The sequence below is a fragment of the Aliisedimentitalea scapharcae genome, from assembly GCF_045277565.1.
Classification (GTDB): Bacteria; Pseudomonadota; Alphaproteobacteria; order Rhodobacterales; family Rhodobacteraceae; genus Aliisedimentitalea; species Aliisedimentitalea scapharcae.
Window position 1 is genome coordinate 16,165 of the sequence record NZ_CP123587.1, and the last position, 25,421, is coordinate 41,585.

26 protein-coding genes are annotated in these 25,421 nt (G+C 58.9%); 9 read left to right on the plus strand and 17 right to left on the minus strand.

What is annotated here, in order from left to right:
- Positions 1-13: 13 nt before the first annotated feature.
- The 5 genes from QEZ52_RS22655 to QEZ52_RS22675 all read right to left on the minus strand — a co-directional run bounded on the left by QEZ52_RS22655 (position 14) and on the right by QEZ52_RS22675 (position 3,769).
- On the minus strand, positions 14-1,954 hold the full coding sequence (locus QEZ52_RS22655; protein WP_343211438.1) for a relaxase/mobilization nuclease domain-containing protein: 1,941 nt from the start codon (positions 1,952-1,954) through the stop codon (positions 14-16).
- Complete coding sequence (locus QEZ52_RS22660; protein ID WP_343211439.1) at positions 1,947-2,567, minus strand: helix-turn-helix domain-containing protein; 621 nt, start codon at positions 2,565-2,567, stop codon at positions 1,947-1,949. Before QEZ52_RS22660 ends, QEZ52_RS22655 begins: the two co-directional genes overlap by 8 nt.
- 348 nt (positions 2,568-2,915) lie before the next feature.
- On the minus strand, positions 2,916-3,143 hold the full coding sequence (locus QEZ52_RS22665; RefSeq protein ID WP_343211440.1) for a hypothetical protein: 228 nt from the start codon (positions 3,141-3,143) through the stop codon (positions 2,916-2,918).
- Positions 3,140-3,499, minus strand: a complete 360-nt coding sequence (locus tag QEZ52_RS22670) for a DUF2958 domain-containing protein (protein WP_343211441.1) — start codon at positions 3,497-3,499, stop codon at positions 3,140-3,142. Before QEZ52_RS22670 ends, QEZ52_RS22665 begins: the two co-directional genes overlap by 4 nt.
- A 69-nt stretch (positions 3,500-3,568) precedes the next feature.
- Entirely contained in the window at positions 3,569-3,769 is a 201-nt protein-coding gene (locus tag QEZ52_RS22675; RefSeq protein WP_271423201.1) for a hypothetical protein, read from the minus strand.
- A 658-nt stretch (positions 3,770-4,427) separates the two neighbouring features.
- Between QEZ52_RS22675 and QEZ52_RS22680 the strand changes: the two genes are divergently transcribed.
- The 6 genes from QEZ52_RS22680 (at position 4,428) to QEZ52_RS22705 (ending at position 8,346) form a co-directional block, all read left to right on the plus strand.
- Entirely contained in the window at positions 4,428-4,826 is a 399-nt protein-coding gene (locus QEZ52_RS22680; RefSeq protein WP_343211442.1) for a hypothetical protein, read from the plus strand.
- A gap of 228 nt (positions 4,827-5,054) precedes the next feature.
- Entirely contained in the window at positions 5,055-5,498 is a 444-nt protein-coding gene (locus QEZ52_RS22685) for an AbiJ-NTD4 domain-containing protein (RefSeq protein ID WP_343211443.1), read from the plus strand.
- A gap of 25 nt (positions 5,499-5,523) precedes the next feature.
- Positions 5,524-5,955, plus strand: coding sequence for an IS66-like element accessory protein TnpA (tnpA, locus tag QEZ52_RS22690; protein WP_316300517.1), 432 nt, complete (start codon positions 5,524-5,526; stop codon positions 5,953-5,955).
- Positions 5,952-6,305, plus strand: coding sequence for an IS66 family insertion sequence element accessory protein TnpB (gene tnpB / locus QEZ52_RS22695; RefSeq protein WP_316300519.1), 354 nt, complete (start codon positions 5,952-5,954; stop codon positions 6,303-6,305). Before tnpA ends, tnpB begins: the two co-directional genes overlap by 4 nt.
- 123 nt (positions 6,306-6,428) lie before the next feature.
- A complete protein-coding gene (tnpC, locus tag QEZ52_RS22700) occupies positions 6,429-7,916 on the plus strand; it encodes an IS66 family transposase (RefSeq protein WP_406650379.1) in 1,488 nt (495 codons plus the stop codon).
- A gap of 34 nt (positions 7,917-7,950) precedes the next feature.
- The gene (locus QEZ52_RS22705; RefSeq protein WP_343211444.1) at positions 7,951-8,346 is read left to right on the plus strand and encodes a hypothetical protein; all 396 of its coding nucleotides are present in this window, start codon (positions 7,951-7,953) and stop codon (positions 8,344-8,346) included.
- Between the two features lie 132 nt (positions 8,347-8,478).
- Here QEZ52_RS22705 and QEZ52_RS22710 read toward each other — a convergent pair whose 3' ends face one another.
- The 10 genes from QEZ52_RS22710 to QEZ52_RS22755 form a co-directional block, all read right to left on the minus strand.
- Positions 8,479-9,375 carry an ArdC family protein gene (locus QEZ52_RS22710; protein WP_406651439.1) on the minus strand — a complete coding sequence of 299 codons (897 nt, stop codon included), beginning with the start codon at positions 9,373-9,375 and terminating at the stop codon, positions 8,479-8,481.
- 241 nt (positions 9,376-9,616) lie between these two features.
- Positions 9,617-10,849 carry a type II toxin-antitoxin system HipA family toxin gene (locus tag QEZ52_RS22715; RefSeq protein ID WP_343211446.1) on the minus strand — a complete coding sequence of 411 codons (1,233 nt, stop codon included), beginning with the start codon at positions 10,847-10,849 and terminating at the stop codon, positions 9,617-9,619.
- Positions 10,849-11,253 carry a helix-turn-helix domain-containing protein gene (locus QEZ52_RS22720; RefSeq protein ID WP_406651441.1) on the minus strand — a complete coding sequence of 135 codons (405 nt, stop codon included), beginning with the start codon at positions 11,251-11,253 and terminating at the stop codon, positions 10,849-10,851. The genes QEZ52_RS22715 and QEZ52_RS22720 overlap by 1 nt, the downstream gene beginning before the upstream one ends.
- 312 nt (positions 11,254-11,565) lie before the next feature.
- Positions 11,566-12,861, minus strand: coding sequence for a plasmid replication protein RepC (gene repC, locus QEZ52_RS22725; RefSeq protein WP_406651443.1), 1,296 nt, complete (start codon positions 12,859-12,861; stop codon positions 11,566-11,568).
- 273 nt (positions 12,862-13,134) lie between these two features.
- Positions 13,135-14,106 carry a plasmid partitioning protein RepB gene (gene repB / locus QEZ52_RS22730; protein WP_406651445.1) on the minus strand — a complete coding sequence of 324 codons (972 nt, stop codon included), beginning with the start codon at positions 14,104-14,106 and terminating at the stop codon, positions 13,135-13,137.
- A gap of 2 nt (positions 14,107-14,108) precedes the next feature.
- Entirely contained in the window at positions 14,109-15,290 is a 1,182-nt protein-coding gene (gene repA, locus QEZ52_RS22735; protein WP_343211450.1) for a plasmid partitioning protein RepA, read from the minus strand.
- A gap of 208 nt (positions 15,291-15,498) precedes the next feature.
- Positions 15,499-15,837, minus strand: coding sequence for a DUF736 family protein (locus tag QEZ52_RS22740; protein ID WP_343211451.1), 339 nt, complete (start codon positions 15,835-15,837; stop codon positions 15,499-15,501).
- A gap of 277 nt (positions 15,838-16,114) precedes the next feature.
- Positions 16,115-17,221, minus strand: coding sequence for a hypothetical protein (locus QEZ52_RS22745; protein WP_343211452.1), 1,107 nt, complete (start codon positions 17,219-17,221; stop codon positions 16,115-16,117).
- A gap of 268 nt (positions 17,222-17,489) precedes the next feature.
- The gene (locus QEZ52_RS22750) at positions 17,490-19,355 is read right to left on the minus strand and encodes a ParB/RepB/Spo0J family partition protein (RefSeq protein ID WP_343211453.1); all 1,866 of its coding nucleotides are present in this window, start codon (positions 19,353-19,355) and stop codon (positions 17,490-17,492) included.
- A 125-nt stretch (positions 19,356-19,480) separates the two neighbouring features.
- Entirely contained in the window at positions 19,481-19,849 is a 369-nt protein-coding gene (locus tag QEZ52_RS22755; RefSeq protein ID WP_343211454.1) for a phosphoglycerate kinase, read from the minus strand.
- Positions 19,850-20,356: 507 nt separating this feature from the next.
- Between QEZ52_RS22755 and QEZ52_RS22760 the strand changes: the two genes are divergently transcribed.
- The 3 genes from QEZ52_RS22760 to QEZ52_RS22770 all read left to right on the plus strand — a co-directional run bounded on the left by QEZ52_RS22760 (position 20,357) and on the right by QEZ52_RS22770 (position 23,561).
- The gene (locus QEZ52_RS22760; RefSeq protein WP_406651449.1) at positions 20,357-21,763 is read left to right on the plus strand and encodes a hypothetical protein; all 1,407 of its coding nucleotides are present in this window, start codon (positions 20,357-20,359) and stop codon (positions 21,761-21,763) included.
- A gap of 162 nt (positions 21,764-21,925) precedes the next feature.
- Complete coding sequence (locus tag QEZ52_RS22765) at positions 21,926-22,264, plus strand: helix-turn-helix transcriptional regulator (protein ID WP_343211456.1); 339 nt, start codon at positions 21,926-21,928, stop codon at positions 22,262-22,264.
- Entirely contained in the window at positions 22,257-23,561 is a 1,305-nt protein-coding gene (locus tag QEZ52_RS22770) for a type II toxin-antitoxin system HipA family toxin (RefSeq protein WP_343211457.1), read from the plus strand. The genes QEZ52_RS22765 and QEZ52_RS22770 overlap by 8 nt, the downstream gene beginning before the upstream one ends.
- A gap of 35 nt (positions 23,562-23,596) precedes the next feature.
- Here the strand turns inward: QEZ52_RS22770 and QEZ52_RS22775 are convergent, their stop codons facing one another.
- Both QEZ52_RS22775 and QEZ52_RS22780 read right to left on the minus strand, forming a co-directional pair.
- The gene (locus QEZ52_RS22775; RefSeq protein ID WP_343211458.1) at positions 23,597-24,142 is read right to left on the minus strand and encodes a hypothetical protein; all 546 of its coding nucleotides are present in this window, start codon (positions 24,140-24,142) and stop codon (positions 23,597-23,599) included.
- Positions 24,143-24,576: 434 nt separating this feature from the next.
- Positions 24,577-25,386, minus strand: coding sequence for a GIY-YIG nuclease family protein (locus QEZ52_RS22780; RefSeq protein WP_343211459.1), 810 nt, complete (start codon positions 25,384-25,386; stop codon positions 24,577-24,579).
- Positions 25,387-25,421 lie beyond the last annotated feature (35 nt).

Genomic DNA, 25,421 nt, shown 5'->3' on the forward strand with positions numbered 1-25,421 from the left:
GGTCATCTCCCCCTTAGAATTCCATCTCGTCATCGAGACCGCGGTCCAGTGATTTGTTACGGGCAAGATCGCGACCCAACTCCTGCGCTTCCTGCTGGCCGCGCAACCGCGTGACCTCGGTTGCCTTGTCCTGCTGCAACCCGGCGGCGCGATCGGTGAAGACCTGGTCGCCAGTCTCCTCGAAGGTCATCTCAAGGAACTCCTGCGTGACGGTTATCTGGTCGAGCTTGCTCGGCAGGGCCGCGTCCAGCACCTCGAAGTTGCCGCGGCGAAGCTCGGCCAAGCCCTCCTCACCCAACTCCTTGAAGAGCTCGGATTGCAAGGTCCGCTCGACGGTCTCTTCCTGCGCCTCGGTGAGCCTGCCGTCCCGCAGCATGTCGGCGAGGTCCTGCAAGTAGGGATTGGGCGTGCGGTCGTCCTCGTCGATGAGGGGCAGAATCTCCTGCTCCTCGTCCGCGAGGGTCCGGCCGATCTCGACGCCCAGTTCCTTGGCGCGCTCGATCAGCGCGTCCATCACACCGTCGACCTTTTCCAGCGCGGCATCGAGCTGCTCATCATTGGCGGTCTCCACGCTGAGACCGTCCTTCGCCAGCACCGCGTTCATGTCCCGCTCGACCCAGTCCTGCGCCATGCCGTAGATGCGCGTGCCACCTGCCGATATCCGCGCCACCAGCTCTTCGCTGTCCATTCCGGCCTCCTCGGCGCGCTCGAGCACGTCGCGGAGCCCCTCATCATTGCCGGATTGAAGTGCTGCGAACAGCACCTCGCTACCCGCCCCTGGCGGATAGGGTTCCTCGAGTTGCTTGCCGAAGCGTGTGCGCAGGTCTGGGTCGGGCACCATCTGCGAGAGGTCCGCGATGATCGGCGCGGCCTTGGCTTCAAAAGCGGCGCGCTCGGTCGGGTCCAGTTCCTCGGCCTTGAGCCTGAGCGCCTCGATCGTGCGCTCGGAATAGTCGATCGCGTCACCGACGGTCTTGATGTCCTTCATGTCTATCTCTCCTTCGGTGAAATTCCATGGTGTGCCGGAACCAAGCCCGTCCGCCATGCCGCGCACGGCGCGCGCCATGTGGCGCTGGTCCATCCGGTCCAGCAGGTCGGCAAGGTTCTTGTAGTCCTTGGCGAAGCCCACCACTTGCGCCTGCGCGATGGCGGTTTCCTGGGTCGTCATGACAATCTCGCACGGCAGGCGGGCCTCCTCCTTGGCGCGGTAGATTTCCTCGATCCCGGCGGGCTTCGCGAAAATGCCGCGCTCGAGCCGGGTGGTGGTGTCAAGCATCACGCCATAGCGTTCCGCGATCTCGGCCTGCTTCTCGCGCATGAGCTGCGGCGACATCACGCCCTCGGCCCAGCAGGAAAACCAGGTGCCGTTTTCGACGCCGCGATTGTTCAGGATGATATGGGCATGTTTGTGCGCCCGGTCGTCATGGACCGCGAGAACGTAGTCCCACTGATCGCCGTATTCGCCGCTCTCGAAGAAATGCTCCGTCCAGTCCATCGCGATGTCGCGCACCTGATCGACGGTCACGTCGGTTGGAAAGGAGAGCAGCATGTGCGAGGTGAAACCGAGCTTGGTCGAACCGCGCCAGGTCCCGGCCCAGTCCTCGATGATGTCCTCTTTCTGATCCTCGGAAAGCACCGCCGCATCGGTCAGCGCGTTGGTCATCGTCGAATAGGTGTAGACCGCCTTGTCGTTGATGTAGGAGATCTGCGCGCCGAGCGAGGCGCGCGTCTTGCAGCCACCGGCCCGGATACGTTTGAACACCGCCGCCCGGCTCTGACCCGACGCTGCCTTCAGCGCGTTGCGCGCCGACATGGATCCGACGCGCGCAAAACTGCGACCCTGCCGACGCCCCGCCAGCCGCGCGTCGATCCGCGCCGCGGCCTGACCTCGGATGCGCTCATCCTCCCAGAGCCGGCCCATGACCGAGGTGTAGAGGGCGAGTGGATCAGCCATTCCTGACGAGCCTCAATCCGCGCTCGATCTCGCGCGGGCCATCCTCCAGAGCCGCGCTCTCCACCCCCTGCCCTTCTTCCTCTTGCGGCCACCCCTGATGACGCAGCGCCTGCGCCGCATCCTTCATTCGGCCCATCTCACGGCTCATGGACTGCGCCAGATCGAGCAGTTCGATCAGCACCGCGCGATCCGCCTCCGAGACCTCGAGCCGACCGCGATGCACCGCCTTGGCGAGCACCAAACCGGCGTCGCTCACATCCTTCGCCTGACGCCACGCGGCGCAGAATTCGGCGACCAGATCACGGGGTACATCGAGGAAACCGCAACGACCACGCAGCACCGCATTGAGCGCCTGCGAACGATTGGCATAGCCCCGCGCGCGCCACTCCGCGTCGAAGGCCTCCAGCTCGGATCGGCTGGCCCGGAACGCCACTGCCTCGCTCGGATCGCGCACCGCGATCCCTTCACCCGCCTCCTCTTTCGCGAGCCGGTTCACATGGCGCGAAGAGATGCCAAATGCCGCCGCCAAGTCCTTGGCACTCTCGCCCGCCGCAAAGCGCCGCGCGACTTCGATGCGCGCCTCTAACTTCAGGTTTTTGCGGGCTCGGCCCATCTTCAGACCCCTCGGACAAAATGTGCAAACATTGGCCATATCCTGCCAACGTCTTCCTTCTCTCCTTCGCTTATACTTCAATATATTATTTTGCGCAATATGATGTATTGCATGGTGTATCTTTTTGCCCGCCGTTTCTGGCACACCTCGACCAACGGAGTGCAGAGAGGCCCGACCACTCAACGCGCTTCAAACCATCACCAGCCCGGGACTAGTGAGCTCTTCTATTACGCCAGAGCGCAGCCAAAATTCGTCCTGCTTTGTTCGCGTGGGAACATCAACGAAACTGAAAAAGGCCGCACAGAAATGGGCGACCTTTTCTTCTGAATGCTATGCGACGCGCAACCGTCAGGCGGCAGTACCTTCATGATCCGTCAGAACCATGTTTTCCGTGATACCCACAAAGAGCGGCGTGATCTGGTACTCGCCGTCCTCGATTTCCGGCGGCGTCACGGCAACGATTGCAACGGCTGGCTCGCCATCGAGAAAGCAGGAGAACAGCGCGAAATTGTTGTGCTCTCCCGAAGTCAGCGCCTCAAAGGCGCTGATGTGCTCCGGGCGGATGTTGGTGCTCACGTGACGATCCCTCCGGCTTCGCGGGCGCGCTCGGCAAAGGTGCTGAGTGGTGCATCGGCTTTGAAGTGGAGGTCCCGCTCGATCGGCAGACCAAGACGACCGCGATGCGCTTTCAAGACGCTGAGCCGAACGGAACCCAGTTCCGGATAGCCGAGGCCGAGATCGCAAAGGCCGAAAGCGATGTCCGCGTCTTCAGGGTCGGTTTCGCTCAGGAGCCACGTGGCACCGCCGTCAGGCGTGAAAAGCTTGACCACCGGTTCGAAGTCGATGGTGTCCTCGCCAGCTTCGATGCGCTCCTGATTGGCGCGGCCATTGGCGGCCAGTTGGTCGAGGATGGGTTGAGGCAGAAGTTCCATTGTGTCTGTCCTTCGTATGAGATGTCGGAGAGGTTTGGCGGGAGGAGCACGAGGCCCCTCCCCGGCCGGTCACTCGGTGACCTGGACGTCGTCGCTGTCGGGCTTAGGCTCGAAGAGGACGAGCTCGCCATTCACCGGAGTCGCGAAGAGCTGGATGGTCATGAAGGACTTGGCGCCTTCGTTCTGCGGGAAGGCGACGCCCACCTTGTGGAAGCGGGTCTTGCCATCCTTGCCGGTGTCGGGGGTGGTGACGGTGTAGTACTTGGTCATATCGGTTCTCCTTCGTTTTCGATGCAAACGGGAGACCGTGACCGTCCGGACCGGCTGTCAGGCTGAACTTTGCTGCGCGAGGAATGGGCGCGACGCGCACAGGGGAAAGTTCTGCTTGAAGGGGGTGGCTGAAAGCCGCCCCCGGCAGACGGGCCAGGTCACGGAGATTGCATCAGGAAGAAAACGAGAGGGGAACAGAGGTGGCCAGGCTGCGTGACGATCACGCCGGACCGCAAGAGAGCTGGATACGTTCACGATGGTAGACGCCTGAAGTTGGATGAACCTGCCACGACCGGAATGACATTTCCCCGCGCAACCTGATATGGCGGGGCATGATCAAGCTTCGACCGATTGCCGATGACGACCCAGTCCTGGACCAGTCCCGATTGCTTCAGGCCATGGAGCTTGCCTTCGCCTATGCAGAGGAGAACGACGGGATCGGGCTGACACAGACCAAGGCCTTCAACCGAAAATTCGCACACTGGATGGCGGAGTATTCACCCTGGCCGGACTACAAGGCAGAAGAGCTTTTTCGATTGAACAAGGTCCTGAACGAGTGGGATGTCGCCCCGGCCATGGTCGTCCATGACCTCATGATCGTCATGAAGCTGGGTCGGCACGTGAAGGGCAAGTTTCAGGTCTCAAAAAAGCCAGGGCTTTGGCCTCAAACCGCGGCGCCTTCTTTGCCGACCTCGCCGAGACCTACCTCTTTCGCTACAATCACGCACGCACTGCCAGGTCCGAGTTCACGGCGCCGGGCAACTGTGACATCTTCCTCAACATCATCAATGTCGAGGCGGAGCAAGGCCTGACCGAGCCGCATCTGGTGAAGACGCTCTACGGCTTGAAAAAGCACGGCGTCTATGATCGGGAATACTACGATCACGCGGGGTTTCTATTCAGCCACGTCTTACGGCCCCTGAGCTGGATCGGGTTTCTGGTGGAGACACGCGAGAGCACGAAACGGTCCGACGAGACCTATTGGAAGACGCCGCTTTGGTACGCTTGTCTCGAACTCAGCACCGATGACATAGTGGAAGCGCCGTCGCGGCATTGAGGCATTTCGGGTAACCGTTGGCTTGAGCATCGCTTCCCGACAGCGGCCATTCGTTCTGAACGCGGAGATCGGTTGGAGTGAACCATGTTTGCCGGTTTTACGCCATGCGACAAACGTCAGTTTGTGACCTGTATGCACTACCAAAGACTTTCGTTCCGCATGCATTAGCGGCTATTGACGGTTTAGATTTACCGAGACAGGGCAAGTATAAGAGTAGGTTCCTGGGCAATGTTTTCAAAACGACACGGGTTCGCAACACCCCCGGCCATCCGATTTCGTCATGACGCTCCAGAGGGATTGCGCCACGCGGTTATTCAAGCCGCTTACGACCATCTCTCGTATGAGCAAATACGCACCTCTATTTGCCGCACCCTTTACCTGGCACCAGACAAAGGAAACTGGAGCGAGATCCCAAATATCCGCGATGAGGTCGAACGGATCATTCAAGACGTAGAATGGTATCGTGTGTATGATGCGATTGAAGGTCTTGTATCGTTCATTGAAGGGACATACGGCTACCACGCTACGGTAGAGTTTGCTGATCGTATCAACTCAGTATTCGTTGACACTGGGGCAGGCTGGCAACTCGTTGCAGGCGATGGCATTGTAATGGTAAGCGTTTCCTGGCCCGCACCTTCCCAATTCTCACCTGACCTGAGATTTCGCACCTGACGGAGATTAGGGCAGGAGTTTCGCGATGGCGACTACGGTGGAGTTTCTCAGGGACTACGGGGTGGACATACGGACCAATGGTCAGCGACGCTGGCCGGATGAGGTCAAGGCGCGGATCGTGGCTGAGAGCTTGAAGCCTGGGGCGACAGTGAACGGGGTTGCTGCCCGGTATGGGCTTCGGGCGAACCATTTATCGGAATGGCGCAGTCGGGCGCGCGATGGCAGGTTGGTTTTGCCCGCAGTTGAAGACGATGACTTTTGTTTTGCGTCGATTGTAGTGGCGGATGATGGCGGCGATGCTCCTGTGCCAGTAGCGTCTGCACATCTGGCCAAGTCTGACGTTGCACCATCTGGTCCTATCGAGATTTGCATCGGCCAGGTGACAATCCGGCTTGATGGCGCCACAGGGGCTGCGCGGGTTGGTGAGATTGTACGGGCGATCGGTGCGCGGCCATGATGTTCCCGTCCAATCGGGTGCGGGTTCTGGTCTCGACGCAGCCTGTGGACTTCAGGAAGGGTCATGATGGCCTGGCCGCGCTCGTGTCATCAGTGCTGCGCAAGGATCCGTTCACCGGCACAGTGTTTGTGTTCCGCTCACGCCGGGCGGATCGGCTAAAGCTTTTGTATTGGGACGGCACCGGTCTGGTAATGGCGTATAAGCGGCTGGAGGATTCGACCTTCACCTGGCCCGCGATCAAGGCTGGGATAATGGCGCTGAACCATGCCCAATTCGAGGCGCTGTTTGCAGGTCTGGACTGGCGGAAGGTAAAGGCGCTGGAGAGGCGCCCACCATCTGCGGCAGAGTGAATCAACCGCCTGGTTTTGCGTGTTTTTACTGGGGCTTTGTGGTAGCTCTGGCCTATGCAAACAGCCCCCATTCTTGATCTTTCTGCCATCCCGGTTTTGCAGCGCGCAGCGGTTCTGGCATTGATGGATGAGGTGACAGCGCTGAAGGATATCACCAAGCGGCAGGAACATCTGATCGCTGAACTGAACCACGCCCTGCATGGCAAACGGTCAGAGAAGCTGTCCGAGGATGAGCGACAACTGGCGTTCGAGGATCTGTCCATCGCGCTGGCCGAGGTCGAGGCGGAAAAAGAAAAACAGGCCGCCAAAGCGGGCGACGGGACGGCCAAACCGTCGCCCAAGCGCACCATCGGCAACCTTCCCGCTGCGCTGCCGCGCATCGAAGAGGTCATCGAACCTGACAGCCTGATCTGCCCATGCGGCTGCGGTGTCATGCACAGAATTGGCGAAGACCGCAGCGAGCGGCTGGACATCGTGCCTGCCCAGCTGCGCGTCATCGTCACCGTGCGCCCGAAGTATGCCTGCCGGACCTGCACCGACGGGGTCACCCAGGCATCAGCGCCATCGCATCTGATCATGGGCGGCCTGCCGACCGAGGCCACCATCGCTCATGTGCTGGTCAGCAAATATGCGGACCATCTTCCCTTATACCGCCAGAGCCAAATACTGGCGCGCGCAGGGCTTGATCTGCACCGCGCGGTGCTGGCCGATTGGGTCGGAAAAGCGGCGTTCCATTTGAAGCCGGTTGTCGACCGGCTGGCCGACCATCTGAAACGATCCGGCAAGCTGTTCATGGACGAGACAACGGCTCCGGTGCTGGACCCGGGGCGCGGAAAGACAAAGACCGGGTATCTTTGGGCGTTGGCTCGCGACGACCGAGCTTGGGGCGGTGAGGACCCGCCCGGCGTGGTTTACTTCTATGCCCCGGGTCGTGCGGGTGAGAATGCCGAAACCTTCCTCACCGGCTTCGATGGCATCCTGCAGATCGACGGGTATCAGGGCTATAATCGGTTGACCAAACCTTCGCGCAAGGGTGGTACGCCCATTCGGGTGGCCCATTGCTGGGCGCATGCGCGCCGCAAGCTCAAAGAAGTCTTCGACCGCGACGGATCAGAGATCGCCGCAGAAGGGCTGCACCGGATCGCCGAATTTTACGCCGTCGAGGCCGATATCCGCGGTATCTCGCCCGGCCAGAGATTATCAGCCCGTCAGGCCCGCACCGCGCCGCTGGTCGCAGCCTTCGGCGACTGGCTTCAGGCGCAACGCCGCAAAGTCTCCAGTAAATCCCGGCTCGGCGAAAAGCTGACCTACATCCATAACCATTGGAATGGGCTGCAAACCTTCCTGACCGATGGCCGCGTCGAGATCGACAACAACCGCGTCGAAAACCTCATCCGCCCCATCGCCCTCAATCGCAAAAACGCGCTCTTCGCCGGCCACGACGAAGGCGGCATCGCATGGGGCCGCATCGCCTCGCTGATAGAGACCTGCAAGATCAACGGCGTCGAACCCTTCGCCTATCTCAAGGCCACCCTCTCAGCAATCGCCAACGGCCACCCGCAAAGCCGCCTTGACGACCTTCTGCCGTGGAAATTTGCGCCGTCAAGCTAATCCGCTGGTGCCATCCAGCTAACGCTTACTTGTAATGCGTGGTGATGCTGACTTTGAAGAAGCCGTCCATTCTTCCCAAACCGCCTTGGCACAGACCGGTTTCGATGTGGCAGCAAAGGAAATCCGGGAAGCTTTGAATGATCTTTCGCGGCGTCCAGAGGCGGATTTGACCGGCGCAATTCACCATGCTTTGGGCGCCCTTGAGGCAACCGCTCGTTACGTTTCTGGTACCAATGAGGACCTTGGAAAACTCGCTTCAAAAATTGGATTGCCAGCTCCGTTGGACGGGGCTTTAAAACAGATGTGGGGCTTTTCATCCAATTTTGGGCGGCATGTCAGCCCAACAAAAGTGCCTTCCCAAGAGCAAGCTCAGTTGATCGTACACTTGTCGAGCGCCTACTGCCGCTATCTTGCCGATTGCAACAAATAAACAATCGGCAGGTAGTGACACTGCCACCAATCCGCACTTGCAGCGGCAATCAAGATTGACGGCGCAGCATAGCTGTTGGCTGGGCTGCGGTGAAGGTTCTCGATTGGTGAAATCAACTCGAATTGAGGCCGCCTATGCGGCGACCTCATCCGTGTTTGGCTGCAACCCATGCAGGTAATCAACGGCCTTCTGCGCGTAAGCAGCAGCCTGGAAGATGAACCGCTTGTCGTTGCGAAGGCCTTCGAGCCAATGCGCAATGTAGGACGCGTGCTCGTCACGCAGTTCCGGCGACAGACCAAGGTCAGCGGCAAGAAACGCGGCTCCAAGCTCAGCGACGAGCTCTTCTTGTGCATAACCTTCATCGCCCCAGCGTTTGCGACCGAAGCTGCGGTCAAGGCGCTTGGGGTGGCGAGTCCAATGGCAAATCTCGTGGCCGAGGGTTGAATAGTACGCCACAGGGGATTGAAAGGTTTCGAACGGCGGCATCTGCACATAGTCGGGATCAACCGCATAGAAGGCTTGATTGCCACCATTGCGAATGTCGGCCTCCGTTGCTGCGAAGAAAGCCTCGGCAGCAGTATCACGCTCGGCGGTCGCGGGCATCGGCTCAGCCACCTCGTAGTAGGTCTCGGGCAGCCCCTCGATCTGATCGACGTTGAAGACGGTGTAGCCCTTCATGAAGGGGATCTCGACCTCGCGGTCCTGGCCCGCCTCATCGGTCTCGGTCTTGCGAAGCTTGTCGGCATAGATGACGAGTTGGCCCTTGGAGCCTTTGCGGACCTGCCCGCCGAGCTCGAGTGCCTGACGGTAAGTCATCCAGGTGGATGCGGCGTAGCCATGGGCGACGGAGGCTGCCCAGAGCAGGATGATGTTGAGGCCGCGATAGGCGATGCCGTTGTGGCGCAGGGGCCGGGTAATGCGGCCGGCGAGGTGTTCGGCACTCCAGGGTTTGTGCCAGGGTCGGGTGCCGGCTTCGAGATCGGCAATGATCTTCTCGGTGATGCGGGTGTAGATATCGGGCTTTGCCATGTGATCCTCCATTTTCTCGTCCCCGTGCGGGACGCGGGAGGAAATGGCGGACGCAACAAGCCACCCGGGCATGGTCAACCCGGGAGCGTCAGCGAATGGAGCGGGCAGACCATTGCGCGGGTGGCGGCGTCCGCCAGACCCGCGATCTCCCTGCTCGCACGGGGATATAAAGGGGGAGGTTCAAGGGGCTAGAATTCGGCACTCGTCAAAGCAGCAATCAATTTGTTGCAGCCGGGTCAGACTACAGTCCGAGAGCCGTCTCCATCCTCTCATGTTCAAAGGCTGGTGCGCATCTTCTGTGCGCGGCCCCGGTAATACCATGCCGGCGGAGCGTTTCGCCCCAGATCTCGGTTACCGTATTTGCCATTTCCCTGGCCATGGTCTTGGCATCAGCTTCCTCAATATCAAAGAAGGGTGCGGCTTCGACAACTGCTTCCACTGAGGGTTCAAAGCCGTGAATGTCGCTGATCCCCGTTTCCAAAGTGGGTTGCCTGCGTGGTTGCGGGTTTACGTCAAACATCGGTGACAGGCGCCATCGATTGTCGCGCACATAGAGCAATCCATGATTTTTCAGGTGATCATCGGTGTTTGTGATCAGCACGGTGAACAACAGACGCCGCCACAGCTCCAGAATATCCCTGTCAGGCAGAACAGACATTTGACGAAGAGCATCTGCAATGTCGGTGTAATACCCATGGGCGGAACCTCTTTTCCCTAAAGCGGTACGGGCCGACATATATGGTAGACGACCACCTTGGCGGCGATCAAAGCGCTTGATGAGTCCGACTGGGTGCCTGCTGGCCGCCAGCTCAAGCCGGGCCTCCGGTGTTCGAATACCGACCGCGCGCGCCATAGCGAGGGTCGCAATTTCCAACCTTTCGACGGGCCATGTATCATCAATCGAGGTAAACTTTGCGATCCACAGGTCATCGCCATCCTCGACATTGGCTTTGGGACGTGCACCACCAAGCGAACCCGCGGCACCCACAAGATCACGCGCTTCGGCTTCAGCCCCATCCGGATCCCGCTCATACCGTGCTGCGATCGCGCGAAGCTCTTCAATATTTGCCAGGCGTGGCACAGGGGGCTGATCCGGGTGGAACACCTCACCCTTTTCATTCAAAAACCGCAACGCCCCCTGGCGGGCTCTGTCATCTGCAGCAACCAGATAGTCAAACTCTGTGGCTCCCTCGCCATGCACCCGGCGAATGAGCTTACGCCCCCAACTATCAGGCGATGTATCTGTGAAGGGCCCCGCCAGGACATCTCGACGACGGCTGTCGCGCCCCTCAGACGAAGAGTGAAAAGGCGCGCGGCCGCGCGGCATGTCCGGCGCGAGATCAAATCCTATCGGGTTTTCGAGCCATCGTTCATCATAGATGAACGTGGAATGAGACCGGCGCCCATCAGTTTCAAAAATCAAACGACCGACGGGGATACAGGCATCCCCAAGAACAACAAAAGCCTCAGGCATTAAAATGCTGTCCCTTCATCATCATCAAAAGCGACTGGCCCCTTTGCGGTGTCTTTCAGGTTAGCTGGGGTGGCCTTTGTGCCCTTGCTGGTCCGCGCGGATGCCGATGGACCGCGCTGCCGGATGCGCTCCGGGAGTTTCTCCCTATCCAGTCCGATGCCAGTAGAATCAGAAGATGGGTCTGCGATCTCAGCCAACCGGTCCAACAAACCAAGAGCCAGAAGCGCCATGGCAAAGGTCTCAAGCCGAACGCCACCATCGCCCCGCTCAAGCTTCGCAAGAGTCTTGTCGCTGACACCAATCCGGTTACAGAAATCCGCAACCGACATGCGGCGCCTTTTGCGCGCCGTCTGGATATCGCGACCGAGCTGCGACAAAGCGGATTTAACTTGTAACGAGCCCACAACACTCTCCAAGGGTTACACCGGATATTTTTCCGGCTTGAAAGACTTAGTCCGGAATTTTCTCCGGTATAAAACCCTGCCTCACATAAATCAAGGTTCCACACCATAATCCGCCTGAAACTCCGATCTAAAACTCATAAAGCGAACTTTTCTCCGGGTTATTAGGCGTGCAACCCGCATCCCCTCCCCTGCCCCATAATCCACGGAAGAGCACATAGACGGGGCCTCAAAAAGCTCGGACTCATATTTGCGAAACCTCGCAGATCCACTGTTCAGTAAACCTGCGGACATCGACCAGGCGAACCGCCATCGTCATGCCGCCTGCCCACTGAGCCTGCCATAGAAGCTGCGCTCGAGATACAACTCCCCTGCCCCGGCTTTTTGGACAATACCACGCAGATATCCGCCTGGGGACGCCACCTCACCGGCGCAATGCTTGTCAAAAGTCAGAACCAGCGCCGCTGTTGCGACTTGAGGCCCAAGACGGGCCTGTGCGAGATTCCAGGCGTGCTCGGACACGCCGATCATCGGCCTAAGTTGCCCGGCAACGCGATGAAGATCGCCCCAATCCTTCAGATACCCGCCCATATTGCGTGCCCAGGACGCGAATTCTGGACAAGCCTGCATCACAGTCGGCAAATCAAGTGCTGCTCCTCGGGTCTTGCGGGTTTCGGCAACCCAATCTTCCAACTCCCTATCCACCTGCTCTTCGGGTGGCGCATTGGGCACCACGCCCGCCGCTTGCTCAGTTTCTGAGCGATTACAGGTTACAGGATTAAGTTGGGTTGTAATTAGTATATGAGGTTCAGAATTGACCTCCCTGGGGTTCAATTCTTGAGTCTTTTCACTAACTTGTTCGATGCTTTCAGCGCTGTTATCTACAACCTCATTCGTCCGAGTTCCCTTGAGATAAACCGCCTCGACTCTCTCCTGAAGTTCTTTGAACCATGCCAGAAGCCGCTCAAGCGTCTCAGATGCGGTCTTCCGGCGCGGAAGGCGGGACAGGAGATCCTCAAACAGCCCTGAAAGATGCTTCCAAGGCCCTCTTAGCGCCGCGTGAGACGCCGCTTCGATCCGGGCGCGGATCATCCGGCGTGCGACCGTGATCTGACGCTTCAGGCGCTGGCAGAGCTCGCGCTCGGCCTGCAATTCGGCCTGCAAATGCTCGAATTCTTCGACACGCGCCGACAGCGGCGACAGATCGAAGCCATAGGCCTCGATGATACGTCCGTCCGGGTCCCTGTGGCCCCAGCGCTTGCCATTGGGACTGTCTTTGAAGGAGATCACACCGATCTCGGCCAAGCGGCGCGCATGGCGCTTTAGCGCTGACAGCGAGAAGCCCGTCTGCTCCATCAGGTAGGCGTTGGACGCCCAGACGATCGGACGTTGCCCTTCCCCCCAGTCCTGGGCTTGTGTGAAGGCTCCGAGCGTGTCGAGAAGCAGCATATCACCGGCCTTGAGGCCGATATGGGCGCCGACGCGCTTTACGGCAACAAAGGCCTGCGATTTGGGAACAGCCGCCTTTTCGCCGACCTGTGCGTGCTGTTCAGCGACAGCAAGCCCAACCGTTGCCTTACGCCAGCCCGAGGTTTGATTGATATTGGACATACCTCCACGGTTCTGAGGCATGCCTGTCTCAGTCGCTCCATGCGGAGCATCATTGAATTTCTTCATTTTCTAACTAGGCACAGAAAACCTGTTCGCCCGAAGACGTTTTTCGTTGTTTAGCGATTCGCGGGCTGCTAGGATTGTGGTGTTAGAACAAATCGCGCCTTGTGCGCAGCAGCCCTCGGGACTTCGGTTTCGAGGGTTTTCTTTTTGGTGCCGTTCTCCTTTCTGCTCGTTGCCTCCGTTTTGACGGTTAACAGCTGTTAACCGCCACTATCCTTCGTGGTTCTCTGATTGAAACCGCTCGAAGGAATCCTGAATGAGCTGGTCCAGATTTTGGTCCAGCCAGTTTGCGAACTTCGTGTTGTCCCCTGACCTCTTGACGGTCACCGAGAGGCCCGACTTTCCACTCTTGATCTGAACGCCAGGAAGTGGCGAGCGTTGCTCAACGGACCGTTCTTGCTTTCCGCGTTTTCCGATCTCCTTGAGTACAAGCTCCAAACGGGTGTCGGATTCAAGCTCACTGGATCGGCCAAGAACCCCCAGGGCGGCTTGCTCGGTCAGCTGCTCCTTCTCAAACGCCGTTGCGAGGGTTGTCCACTTCGGACGCCCTGCCCCCGGGGCCGCACCGATTGCTTCACCGACGGCGCTGGGAACCAGGCGATTGATACGTTCAAGCTGGGACAGCGTGTTTTTGCTGATTGCCAAGGCCTGGCAAACTTCTGCCCGGGAGTATCCCTGCTCCAGGATCGCTTGCGCAAAACGAACACGTTCATAGTAGCTCAGTTCCGCGCGGCCAGCGTTTTCGAGCCCTTTTGCCATCAAGGCGTCTGTATCGTCGAGCGTTCGGATCAGAGCCCGCACCGGGATACCAAGCTGCCGACAGGCAAGTATCCTTCGCTGGCCGTAGATCACCTCGAAATGCCCATCCCGATCCTTAGACGGACGAAGAAGAACGGGCACTTGCTGTCCGGCCTCGGCAATACTGGATGCCAGGTCTTGGATCGATTCATGCGGCTCCGCGCTGTTAACAGCTGTTAACTCGATATCGAGCCGGTCCTTTGGACCCCATGCCAAGATGAGGTTTGTATCGATATCCTGAATACCGCCGAGACCTGCGCGAACAGACCCAATGGTCCCTTTGGGCAAGGTCCGATGCGCCCGTTCTGAGCCACTGTCTTTCGCGGCTTCAGTCGCCGCGGTAATCGCGGCCATGATGCCGGTTTTGTTTTTTCCCATTGCCATGATTACCGCCCCCATGCCTGTTGAAGCATTGCTGCGATCTCAGCACCAACCGCATCCATGCTGTTTTTAGCGCGATCGTAGGTCGACCGTGTCATCTCGGACCGCGCGACCTCGTAGATCGACATCTTGAGCATCGATGCGTCGCCAATAGCTGTACTGCGCAGGCCCGTCGCACCAACCACGCGGTCTTGGAACAATGCGCGCATCAGACTCACGATCTGCTGACTTGGAATATCGCTCGGATCATCGCGCGTTATGAGGAAGGAAAAGAAATCATGGTCCAGTTTGACGCCTGTGTCCTCGATCACACCCAAATAGGCTGAGGTCATCTCGACAAATTGCTGTGTGGAAGCTAGGTCAAGCATGCTCGGTGTCATCGGCACAATGACGGAGGTGGCCGCATATAGGCCCGTCAAAGTTAGAAACCCAAGTGCTGGTGGGCTGTCGATGACTACCACATCGTAACTGCTCTCCACGGACTGGATCGCTTTGCTGAGCTTCTCAAAGAAAGCGACCCCGCGACCCGCATTGACTGCGGTCTCGGTTTCGAATTCGCTCAGCACAAGACGGGCTGGCGCAAGGTGGAGACCTGGGAAGTAGGTTTCCACAATGGTCTCCGACATGGGCACCGGATCCTCGTAGCGCAGCGCGTCATAAATCGACGCACCTTCAAATTCCAGTTCCGTCTGAATTCCGCAGAAACCAGTGAGGCTACCTTGCGGGTCCAGGTCAATCGCCAGGACCCTATAGCCGCTCAAAGCAAGGTAGTGGCAAAGGTGGATGGCGGAAGTGGATTTGGCGGAACCACCTTTGAAGTTCATCAACTGGATGACCTGAAGCTTGTCACCCTCGCGACGCCCGGGAAGGTACTTTCCAGGTTTGCGCGAGCTTGCCTCCAACAGGTGGCGGGCTTGCAGGATTTCCTCACCGGTATAAAACCGACGCCCGTTCTTGATGACTTCCGGCTCGGGCAGGGACCCTTCACTGTGGCATTTGCGCAAGAACTGGCCCGTCACGCCGAGGAGCTCAGCAGTCTCTGTTGCGCTGAATAGTCTCAAACTTTTGCGCTGATCGGGTGCATAAGCCTGCTGAAGATGCGTGGTAAGCGCGGTGTGTAGACGCGCCGCCATCTGGCTTGTAAGTTCGGATTGAGAGGCCGCTTCGATGGGTGCCGTCTGAAACATAGTTGCAATTTCTCTGCTCGAACGCGCTTAATTGCGCAACTTGACTCTAGAGGCAGTGATTCACCCTGCTAAGTCAAGGATTTTTCCACAATTTGTGCTGCCGAACCAACGGGCTACTAGGGAAGCGATACTGCCCCGGCGAGTTAACAGCTGTTAACAGCGCCGGAGGAATGGGTGCACCGGGCCGGGAAATGACCCGGTGCAGGTCTTACTGGGCTTCCTTCGGACCCCAAGGAATGACAGCCTGAAGCGTGTCATCATCCTGATTTGCGGCCTTGCCGAGATTGCCGTTGAAGCCAAAGTCCCGGATCGTCAGTGTGAAATAGTCAGCGCCGGAATCGCGATTCTGCTTCTTCCAGATCCCGCCGCATTCGACCAGGAGACCACGGGGAGAGCGCCCAAGAACACGATGCGTAGGGGCCATTGGATTGTCGCTTGAAATGGGCTCAACGGTGATGTCGATGTCGAATGTCAGGGTAGAGATCGAACCGCTGCCTTTGGCGTTTTCGATATCGGAGCTGTCGAAGTGAATGCAGTTGGTAGTCATCGTCAGGTTCCTTTCTATGGTGTTGCGATGATGGTCCGAGGGCGGGGACCATGGCTAAAACCACACCGAAGGCGAAGCGAAGCGGCGAGGGGTAGGAGACCAGAATTCTGCTCCGCGAGGAATGCACGCTAGGGCAGGGGAGAATTCTGGGAACCGCCCTTTGTGGTTTTGACGGGACCTGCGACCAGCATTCAAAGCAACACCAACGAAAGGCCTGTGCGACTGCGTCACTCAGCATAGATCGACGCCAATATCTCATGTAAAATCGGCCAACGGATCAGACCAACGGGTCGAGTTCCTCGACCTTGCAATGTGCCCATTTCAACCAGTCAGCGGCTGGCATCCCGTCAATCTCATCGGCCAGGCGATGAGGGTTCGCTTCAAGTGCGGCGAGAAAGGATCGAAGCCTTTGCGCCTCTTCCCAATCCTTCGCCCGGTCCCGAAACAGACGCCATTTCTCCTGCTCAAGCTGAGCCAGATGACGGCGCTCCTCCCCTGCGACCCGCTGCGCCTCAATGCGACGGTCTCGCTCCGCAAACTCCTCACGTCGTGCGGCCAAGGCCGGTCTTGCCAGCAAAAGGCCTGCAATCACGGTTGGAAGTAAATCCTCACCATTGAGCTTACTCGTTTCGACCCACTCTTTCTTCACACCCGTTCCAAGGTAGGTCGTGATCGTGAAGCGCAGGAACCCGGTAGGGGCCAGAGCGCTGTTGTGGCGATATGGAAAGGCCGTCCAACCCTTCGGCTCATCTGAAGGTTTCCCATGAAACTGGTACATCTTTTCGACAACGGAGACTTCAAACTTTTCTCCGGAAACCTCCAACTTCAATTTGCCACGGATACTGCCTTCAAGCGTTTGGCCTCCCTGGGCTTCAAATCCTTTCAGGAGTGCGCTGGTGACCCGGAAGCGGTAAAGATCCCTCTCTGTCAGATCGGCCGGTTCGTTTTCGCCCCACCAGAGATCATCCGGCTGGCGAGCACGAAATCGAGCGCGCCGCTCAATTTGCTCCTTTCGATGCTCGTCCACCCAAGCCGCAACAATCGGATGGAGATTGCGCAACGTCCCCGGTATCGAGATTTTGCCGACATTCACCACCACCTGCGCGACACGCTTCGCGCTTTCGCGAGACTTTCTTTGGAATTGGCCGCTTTGCGTGAACCGGATGATGCTGGCTGTTCCCGCAGGGCAGGGAGGAAGCTCGTGTTTCCGAACCTCCTTGCCCGCTTCCAGCTTTGCCCAATACCCCCGTGGTGGCCTTGGGATTGCATGGCGCGCGCAAATCTTGGAAAGGCCCTGATCTGAAAGGCCAAATTCCTCCGCAAGCTTTGTCATTGGCTTGCGCCAGACGAGTTCATAGAGTTCCTCTCGCGATATTTGCTTCATGGCCGAATCCAGTCAATTTATCAATTTTTCATATAGTTACGCCTGACAGTGGAACAACTCTGTGAAGTCCTGACTAGAAATTCTGGCCAAATCGCACCGCCAATGCGGTGCTCCTGCGCGGACAGCGCGGGTCCGGCGGCGGGGTAGGCGGCTTGTCCTTCTGCCCTGCCGCCGGACAATCCTGCAAGCTTCACGTTTCGCCGCTGACCTGAAAGAAAAAGAAGCCCCGCCGAAGCAGGGCCAGTTGGGTCTCCCCACGAAGGAGCCATCAGGTGCAGGCGGGCACCCATTTGTCGAGTTTGGCTTTTTGATCCGTTGTCAGGCCCATGAGCTTCTGAGTGGTTGGATCGCTCACGAGATTTTCCATCTTCTCGGCTTTTTCCGCCTTTTTGAGCTTGGCGAAACCGGTGACACGCTCGTCGCGGGAATCACAGTCGAGGAACTCGCAAAGCAGATCGACGAGGTGACCGGCTGACACCCGCGAGAAGAAATTCTCTGCCGTGGGCGTCCAGTGCATTCGGATATCGGCCCCGGCTTCGTCGGCGATCAAGCCGAAGAGTTCCGCGCCGCCGGCCTGATAGGGCAGGGTGCGTGCGATCGCCTCGGTGATCTTGGCGTTGCGGGCTTTCTTTCCGGTCTCGCGAAAACCGGCAAAGGCCTCGGCGAAATCATCGACGCGGGTGGCTTTCTGCCAGTATTCGCTGGCGTCAATCCCATGCTCAAGGCGTGGCTCTCGGGCGAACCCATCCTCAACGCTTGGTGCGTTGGTCGGACGGTCCACCCGAATGCCGAACACACTCTCGAAACTCCCCGATGCCTCCGACAGGCCGAAGCCCAGAAGGTCCAGCACCAGTTCCGGTTTAGCCAAAAGCGCAGCTTGAACCGACGCCAGCCGGATCGCCCGCATGTCCGCCACGAGTTTCTGCGAGTAGGGGGATTTTGGGGTGTCGGACTTGGTGGTCTGCGGCGCTTGCAGGACACCGGCCTCGATGGCGGCTTTCTTGTCCTCGGGGCGGACCAGCCCGGCGGTGGTTTCGATGGAGCCAGACCCGTTCACAAGGATGATGCACCCGGCATGGGCTCTCTGATCCTCGGAATAGTCGCCGTCGAGAAGGACCTGCAATTCAGAAAGCCGCGCTTCGCCCGCTTCGTCCAGTACCCCGCCATTGGCGAGATCGGCCAACTCGTCGTATTCCTCGGCCTCTTCCTCTGTCAGATCGCCCTCGATGGGGTAGAGGCGGGCCAGCTTCATCTGGTCCAGCTCGTAATAGTTGAGCCAGGCCTCGGGTCGGGTCTCGGCCCATGCCCAGCCTTGCGTCTCGACCAATTCGGCGCGGGCCGTTTCTAGCTTCTCGGCGAATTGCCGGTCCAGAAGGGTAGGGGAGGCAAGGAAGGCCTCGTCGGAGAAGAGGTCACGCGTGACCGTGCCGCCTTCGGCCTCATAGACTTCGATGCCAACGAACTTGGCGCGGCGGTCAGTGGCCTTGATGGCATCGGGGTGCAGCGCGTTCTTGATGGCACTCTCGGACACCGCCTGTCCTTTCACCTGATCCAGAAGGCTCAGGGTCAGGGTCTCGTCATCGGAGAGAGTGAACGCCTTGGCCGTGCCGAGACTGATCTCACCAGCCGCCAGCGCGTCCAGCACGGGCGCGGGCAAGCCCGCCAGCGCCAGTCGTTGATAAACACGGGCTTCGGTGACGGCAAAGGCGAGCGCGATTTCCGGCACGGTAGCACCGCGTGACTTCATGCGACCGAAGGCGCGGATTTCGTCCGCCGGGGTCATGTCCTCGCGGGCGGCATTCTCGGCGCTGGCCCAGTCCTCGGCCTCTGCAGCATCGGCGGCCAGCTTGACCGGCACCGTGGCGAAGGGATGGGCCTCGGAGCGTTCGGCAATCATCTGGATTGCGCGGAGGCGGCACCCGCCCGCGACAATGCCGACCCTGCCATCTTCGTCCATGAGACCTGCAAGATTGTGAATAAGGCCGAAGCGCTCAATACTGTCCGCGAGGCTCTCGATATGGGCCTCGGACACCGCTTTGCGCGGGTTCAGATCGGAAATGGAAAGCATCTCCAACGGGATTTGCAGAATCACGGCGCTGGCAGTGTCGGTCTGGATGGTTTGTTGCTTGGTCATTGGATTGTCCTTTCGGATGGATGTCAGACCCGCTCGGAGCGCGGCGCATGCGCTCGGCGGCTGGTCTCAAAGTTGATGGGGCAGGGGAGGGGGCCGGAACGTTTGAGGCTCCGGCCCCAATGGCGTCACCACCAGCAGGAATAGATCACGGTTGAGCCCTGCGCGATTTCGGCCCGTGCCCATGCGCAGAACTCAAGATCGTAGTCGCGGTATTCCGTGGCCTGTTCGTCTTGGAACTGGTGGCCATAGAAGAACCCGCCATCGCAATGGGGCAGGGCGCTTCCCTTCACCGACTGTTCCAGCGTGTCGATATCGGCGGTTTCCAGTTTCAACTCACCGCAATTCAGATCGGACGCCGAAAGTCCGGTCCGCTCGGTGTAGAGCCCCTCCATGAAGGTCTGCAGCTTGGAATGCTTGCGCCAGACGAATTTCGGGCTTTCGCCCTCATCACCGCTCTCGGCTGTTTTGACATATGCGTATTGATCGAGGCCCATGGCCAGTCTCCTTCTCAAAGTGGGAGCGGCGCGGAATCTTCTTTTAGTGACCTCTCAGCCCTGTCCGCTTCCGCCAGTGGCGGAGGCCTCGACTGATCTGTCAGTCCGAAAAGCCCCCGTGCTTTTCGGCTGGGCAGAGCAGGTGAGGGCGTGAGCCCACCTGCGGCCGGACTGCGACCCGACACAGGGGGCCGGAGCCGTGAAATCGGGAGGGACCCGCGCGCCCGCGCGGGAGGAACCGGATTTCTCCGAGGAGGCTGGCGCGGAACGCGACACCAGGGCCCCTGTTCGAGGCGCCGGCCGGATGGCAGGCGGTACCTGGGATTGGAAACCTGCCAGCCGGGTTAGAGCGAAGCGGAGGCCCGGCTGACCGCTGGTTCAAGCGATCGCGGTCTCGCCCGCGATCTCACCTGAAACATGCACGAAGGATCACGACCCACATGGGCGGAGACGCCACCAAGCGGCTCCGGGCGCAGCCAAGAGCCTGCTCAACGCCAGGGCGTTGGCGTGCCCCGGATCGAAGGACTTCATCCTAACCGATTACCCGATTACTCTTCCTTGTCACCATGCTATAATACCTTGAACTTACGTGGCTTTACCAATTTCAAAAGGTGTATTTCCAGTGATAACGAACACGAGACTCCAGCTGCCGGTGGGACAAGGTTTTTTCCACGCTGGTTGGGTACAACCTTCGGACGCCGGGAAGAGTTTTTCTACGTCTACGACTGCGGCGCGATGAATAAGTACGCAAAGGCTCGTGACCGGGAAATCGAAAAGCTCGTTGCGCATGTCGGAAAGCGCACGAGACTTGACCTCCTCGCCATCTCGCACATGCACGCCGACCATGTGAACGGGGTTGAAAAGCTCGTCACCGATGGGGCGTTCCAAGTTGACACGATCATGATGCCCCTGGTTGGCATGACGGAGCGGCTGCTCGCATTCGCTTCCGTGGCGCGCCATGATCCCCTGTCAGCCCGCTCGCCTTTTTACAGGGAGCTCGTCGCTGACCCCGTTTCCGCGGTTTCGAGGTTCGACCCAAGAAACATCGTACTTGTTCGACGGGGAGACGGTGGTTCCCCGGGAAGCGGCACGCGGGACGATGGCCCACTGGACGGGGACCCGGGCCTACTCGGCGAGGGTCGCGGGTTCACCTGGAAACTGGTCGGGCAGGGAACCGCGATCGAGAGGCCCCAGAAGGCAGGAGTCCCCCGGGTCGTGGAAATCCCCGATAGTTCAGCCGCGAGGGTTTTTGCACCGGGTGCATGGGAAGAGGCTTGGCTCCTGGCACCTTACGTGGACCAGGAGATCGTCAAGCAGACCGACCTGTTCTTGGCCACCCTCGCGAATAAGCGATCGATGACGGTCAAGGACCTCGAAACCAGCCTTACTGACGCGGGCTTCGTCCTGAATCTTCTGGCCGATCATCCCGGGGACCTGAAGACAGCCTACACGGCTTGCCATGGCAACCTTAACCTGACCTCGCTCTGCCTTTATTCCGGGCCGGCTGGTGAAGTGGGAGAACCGCACCGCTGCCTGGCGACCCACGGTCCCTGGACCTCCACTTTGCAAAATGGTCGCGTTGCTTGGCTGGCAACGGGAGATGCCAAGCTCTCAAAGGTCACGAAGTGCGATGCTTTCCTGGAGCATTTCAAGGGTCACTTGGACAAGGTGTCGACCTTCACTTTGCCTCACCATGGCTCCGCCCATGACTTCAACGAGAAGCTCCTAGCCCGCGTGAAACCTAGTTTCTGCCCGGTCGCGGCGGACGCCGTGAAGAACTGGCAACACCCGGCCGCCAGGGTGACGCGCGCGGTCGCCTCCGCCGGGGCCTTGCTTCTCGTGACCAATGCCAACGAGACAACGGGTGTCCGGGAAATAGCCCTGAACCATGCACCAAAGGGTGCTGGATCATGATGAAAATCTTCATAAAAGGCTAGATACGGCCTCTTAATACGGAAAACGCCTTTAAAGAGGCCACATATGGCCTATTGACAAATCTTGTCTCAAAAGGTCATATACGGCCAATAGTGAGGCTAAAATGGCCACAACCGGCAACTTGTGGCCGATAGGAACGACATGGTGACCTCAAGGCAAGTGGAACTGGAAATCGGGCAACGCCTCGCGCGTCTACGGCTCGCCCGAAACGTGACACAGGCCACGCTTGCCGAGAACGCGGGCATCGGCGTGCGCACCCTGCGTCGCCTCGAGGCCGGGGAACCCTCGACACTGGACACGTTCCTCCGCGTTGCCACGGCCCTTGACCTCGAGGAGGCCATTCTCTCGGCATTGCCGGAGGGAGACATCCGACCAATTGAACGCGTTTCACAGAGGGGGAGCGAGCGCAGGAGGGCCAGCCCGGCATCGGAACGCGCCACGAAATCAACATGGACATGGGGTGACGAGGTAGATGACTGACGCGAGCGTGATGTTGTGGGGGCGGCGTATCGGCGCCGTGAGCTGGGACGAGGCCCGCGCGCTTGGCGTCTTTCAATACGATCCGGGGTTCGTGGGCGCAGGTATCGAGGTCGCGCCATTGAAAATGCCAGCCCGTGAAGCGCCCTACGAGTTTCCGGCGCTTCCAAAAGAGACCTTCAAGGGGCTGCCGGGCATGCTGGCCGACGCGCTCCCGGACAAGTTCGGCAACCGGTTGATCGATGCTTGGCTTGCCGAAACGGGCAGAAGCGCGGAGAGGTTCAGCCCCGTCGACCGGCTGTGTTACATCGGCAACCGTGGGATCGGGGCCCTGGAGTTCGGGCCGACGGTTCGCAAGGCAACACGCTCGAAGAGGCTGGAAGTGGCCCAGTTGGTGGACCTGGCCAACAGGGTACTGGACGAGCGTGAGAACCTTGTCGGCAGGCTTGGTGGTGAAGACGATGCCGGGGCCATGGAAGACATCCTGAGCGTTGGAACCTCGGCGGGGGGCGCGCGCGCCAAGGCCGTGCTCGCCTGGAACAGGGAAACCGGCGAGTTCAGGTCTGGGCAGGTCAAGGTTGACGAGGGATACGAACACTGGCTCTTGAAGTTCGACGGGGTGTCCAACAACCGCGACAAGGAACTTGCCGATCCACAAGGGTTCGGAAAGATCGAGTACGCGTATCACCTAATGGCGAAGGAAGCCGGCATAGACATGTCTGAATGCAGGCTTCACCACGAGGGTGGACGCAGCCATTTCATGACCCGCCGGTTCGACCGGGACGAACGCGGCCGCAAGGTTCACATGCAATCCCTGGGCGCGATTCAGCACTTCGATTTCAACGACCCGGCCTCCTATTCCTACGAGCAGGCGATCTTAACGGTTCGGGACCTAGGACTGGGGATGGACGTGGTTGAGCAGCAATACAAGCGCGCAGTCTTCAATGTCGTCGCCCGCAACCAGGATGACCACGTCAAGAACATCTCGTTCCTCATGGATCGGTCCGGGTCATGGCGACTGTCACCGGCCTACGACGTGGCTTATTCTTACAATCCTTCCGGTGCATGGACGCGCGATCACCAAATGAGCTTGGCGGGGAAACGAAACGACTTCGACCACGATGACCTCATGGAATTCGCGTCGAACGCTGGCCTGAAACCCGCCAGGGCGAAACAGGTCATCGAGGACGTCGCGACTTCCGTGGCGAGGTGGTCCCGGCACGCGGGGAAAGCCGAAGTTGAGCCGTCGGACATATCCCGTATCGAGAAGACCCTCCGCTTGGAACTACGCGGCAAGTAGCGCCTCTAACGCCCTTAACCGGGTCGACCCTGGCTTCAGAAACTAGACCAGAGTTTCTTGCGCGCGGGATCTGTCGCGGTCTTGGCGCACACCGCAGCCACCGCCTTTATCTGCCGCATGCTCTCGGAGGTCCAGATGGTGGAGAGGTCCACGGTCATCCCGATCTCGACGATATTATCAACCGGCAGGTCCCAAATGGATGCCCCGGGTTGGGTGTAACATTGCACGTGGCTGTCAAAGGCGAACTTGCGCATGGAGCTGCAGTTGCAGCTTGGGTTGGTAGAGATATCCAGCTTCGGAACGATCGTTTCCTGGAGACAGTTCAGGGTTTTATCGCGCCAGGTTTTCCCGGCATCAGAGAGGCTTGTCTTTGAAAGGAACCTTTCGCAGTACTTCTTGCCGTAGGTGATGAAATACTCGTCCGCGTCGTTCTTGCAGGGGCAGTACTTTGCGAAACACGCCTCGTAGACACCGCAACTTGGCGTCGCCGTGTTTACACACTGGGCCAACGCCGGTCGCGAAGCGAGGAACGAAACCAAGGTAACGAAGACCGCGAGGGCCACGAACGGGATCCTTGTCATCTAAATTCTCCTTTTCAATGGCGGGTCGGCTCCAATGTGCCAATCCATTCAACAATCCATGTTCTAAATCTCTAAGTACATGAAGCATGGTTGCACGAAACGGCTACTTCGCTCAACCAAGGCGGGAGAACGAGACTTCAACTTGGCGCCTGGGAAATGCCTAGGGGGGTTAATCAAACCTTAAGCTCGCTCTGCGAAGCTGTCTTCATGTTGGCAATACCCATCGAACTATCCCGCGCGCCAAGCGTGGCAAGGCGAAACGGCGAAACACTCTACAAGTGGGGCAACCTCCTTGCAGTGATCGTGCTAGATTCCGGGGAAGTCGGTCAGTTTTCATCGTCCCTTGCAATGAAACGCACCGATGTTGAAGACCATTTGCGGTCGCACGGCTTCGCGTACAAGAGCAAGCAAAGCTAGATCCACGGTGATAGCACCTAGTTCCTGTTGAGGCCGTCTTCACCCCTGGCCAACAGTATCCGCTTCCAATGCGCTTCTCGAGCTAGGATCACGCCATCAGAAGTTCCCATTCTATGATCTTCTAGCAACGCGAAACGGAAGTTGTCTTGGCAATACTCGAACCCATTTTGGTCCACGAGATTCCGCAGTTCAACGTTTCCGCCGTGGCCGGTTTCCGCGTAGTTGGACCAACGGGCCCAGATGCCATTCTCACCGTGAGCCGAGCCAACGTAGCGTCTTGTGGTCCTCGTATCGGTCACCAGGTAAATCCCCTTGGTCGTCTCCAAGGCCCCCCGCCAATCAGGCCGGTCATTCCGGACCAAGGTGGAAAGTTCGTCGAAAGCTAGGTCAATGTTCCCCATTCCCGGGAAGGGAAGTCCTGCATATGGCTCCCGCGTAATTTCTTTTACGATGAATTGATCGTAGTGGGGCGGCATGAACGTACGCGTGGTTCTAGAGCGGTAGTCCGACAAAAGCTTCAATCGACCGACAAACCCGGCACCGCGATCGGTTTCTTCCACGACGTATCGATCCGCGTGCCGTTCAAGCACGCGGAAAACTCCCCCAAACAGCCAAGTACCAGGCTCGTGGTAGAACTGGGCAAGCGAAAAAATGAATTGTCGGTTGAAGTCGTTTCTTCCCGGGTAATACTCTTGCCAACCACGCCACTCTTCCCGGTCTCGCGCGAGGACTTCTAAGGGTTGGGCATGGTTGTTCCACCGTGCAAAATGAATCTTGAAATCGTCTTGATCCGCAATTGGCCAAATGTCTGTGAGTAGAATGGGCAAGAAAACCTGTCTCCCGGGAATGCGCTATTAAGATT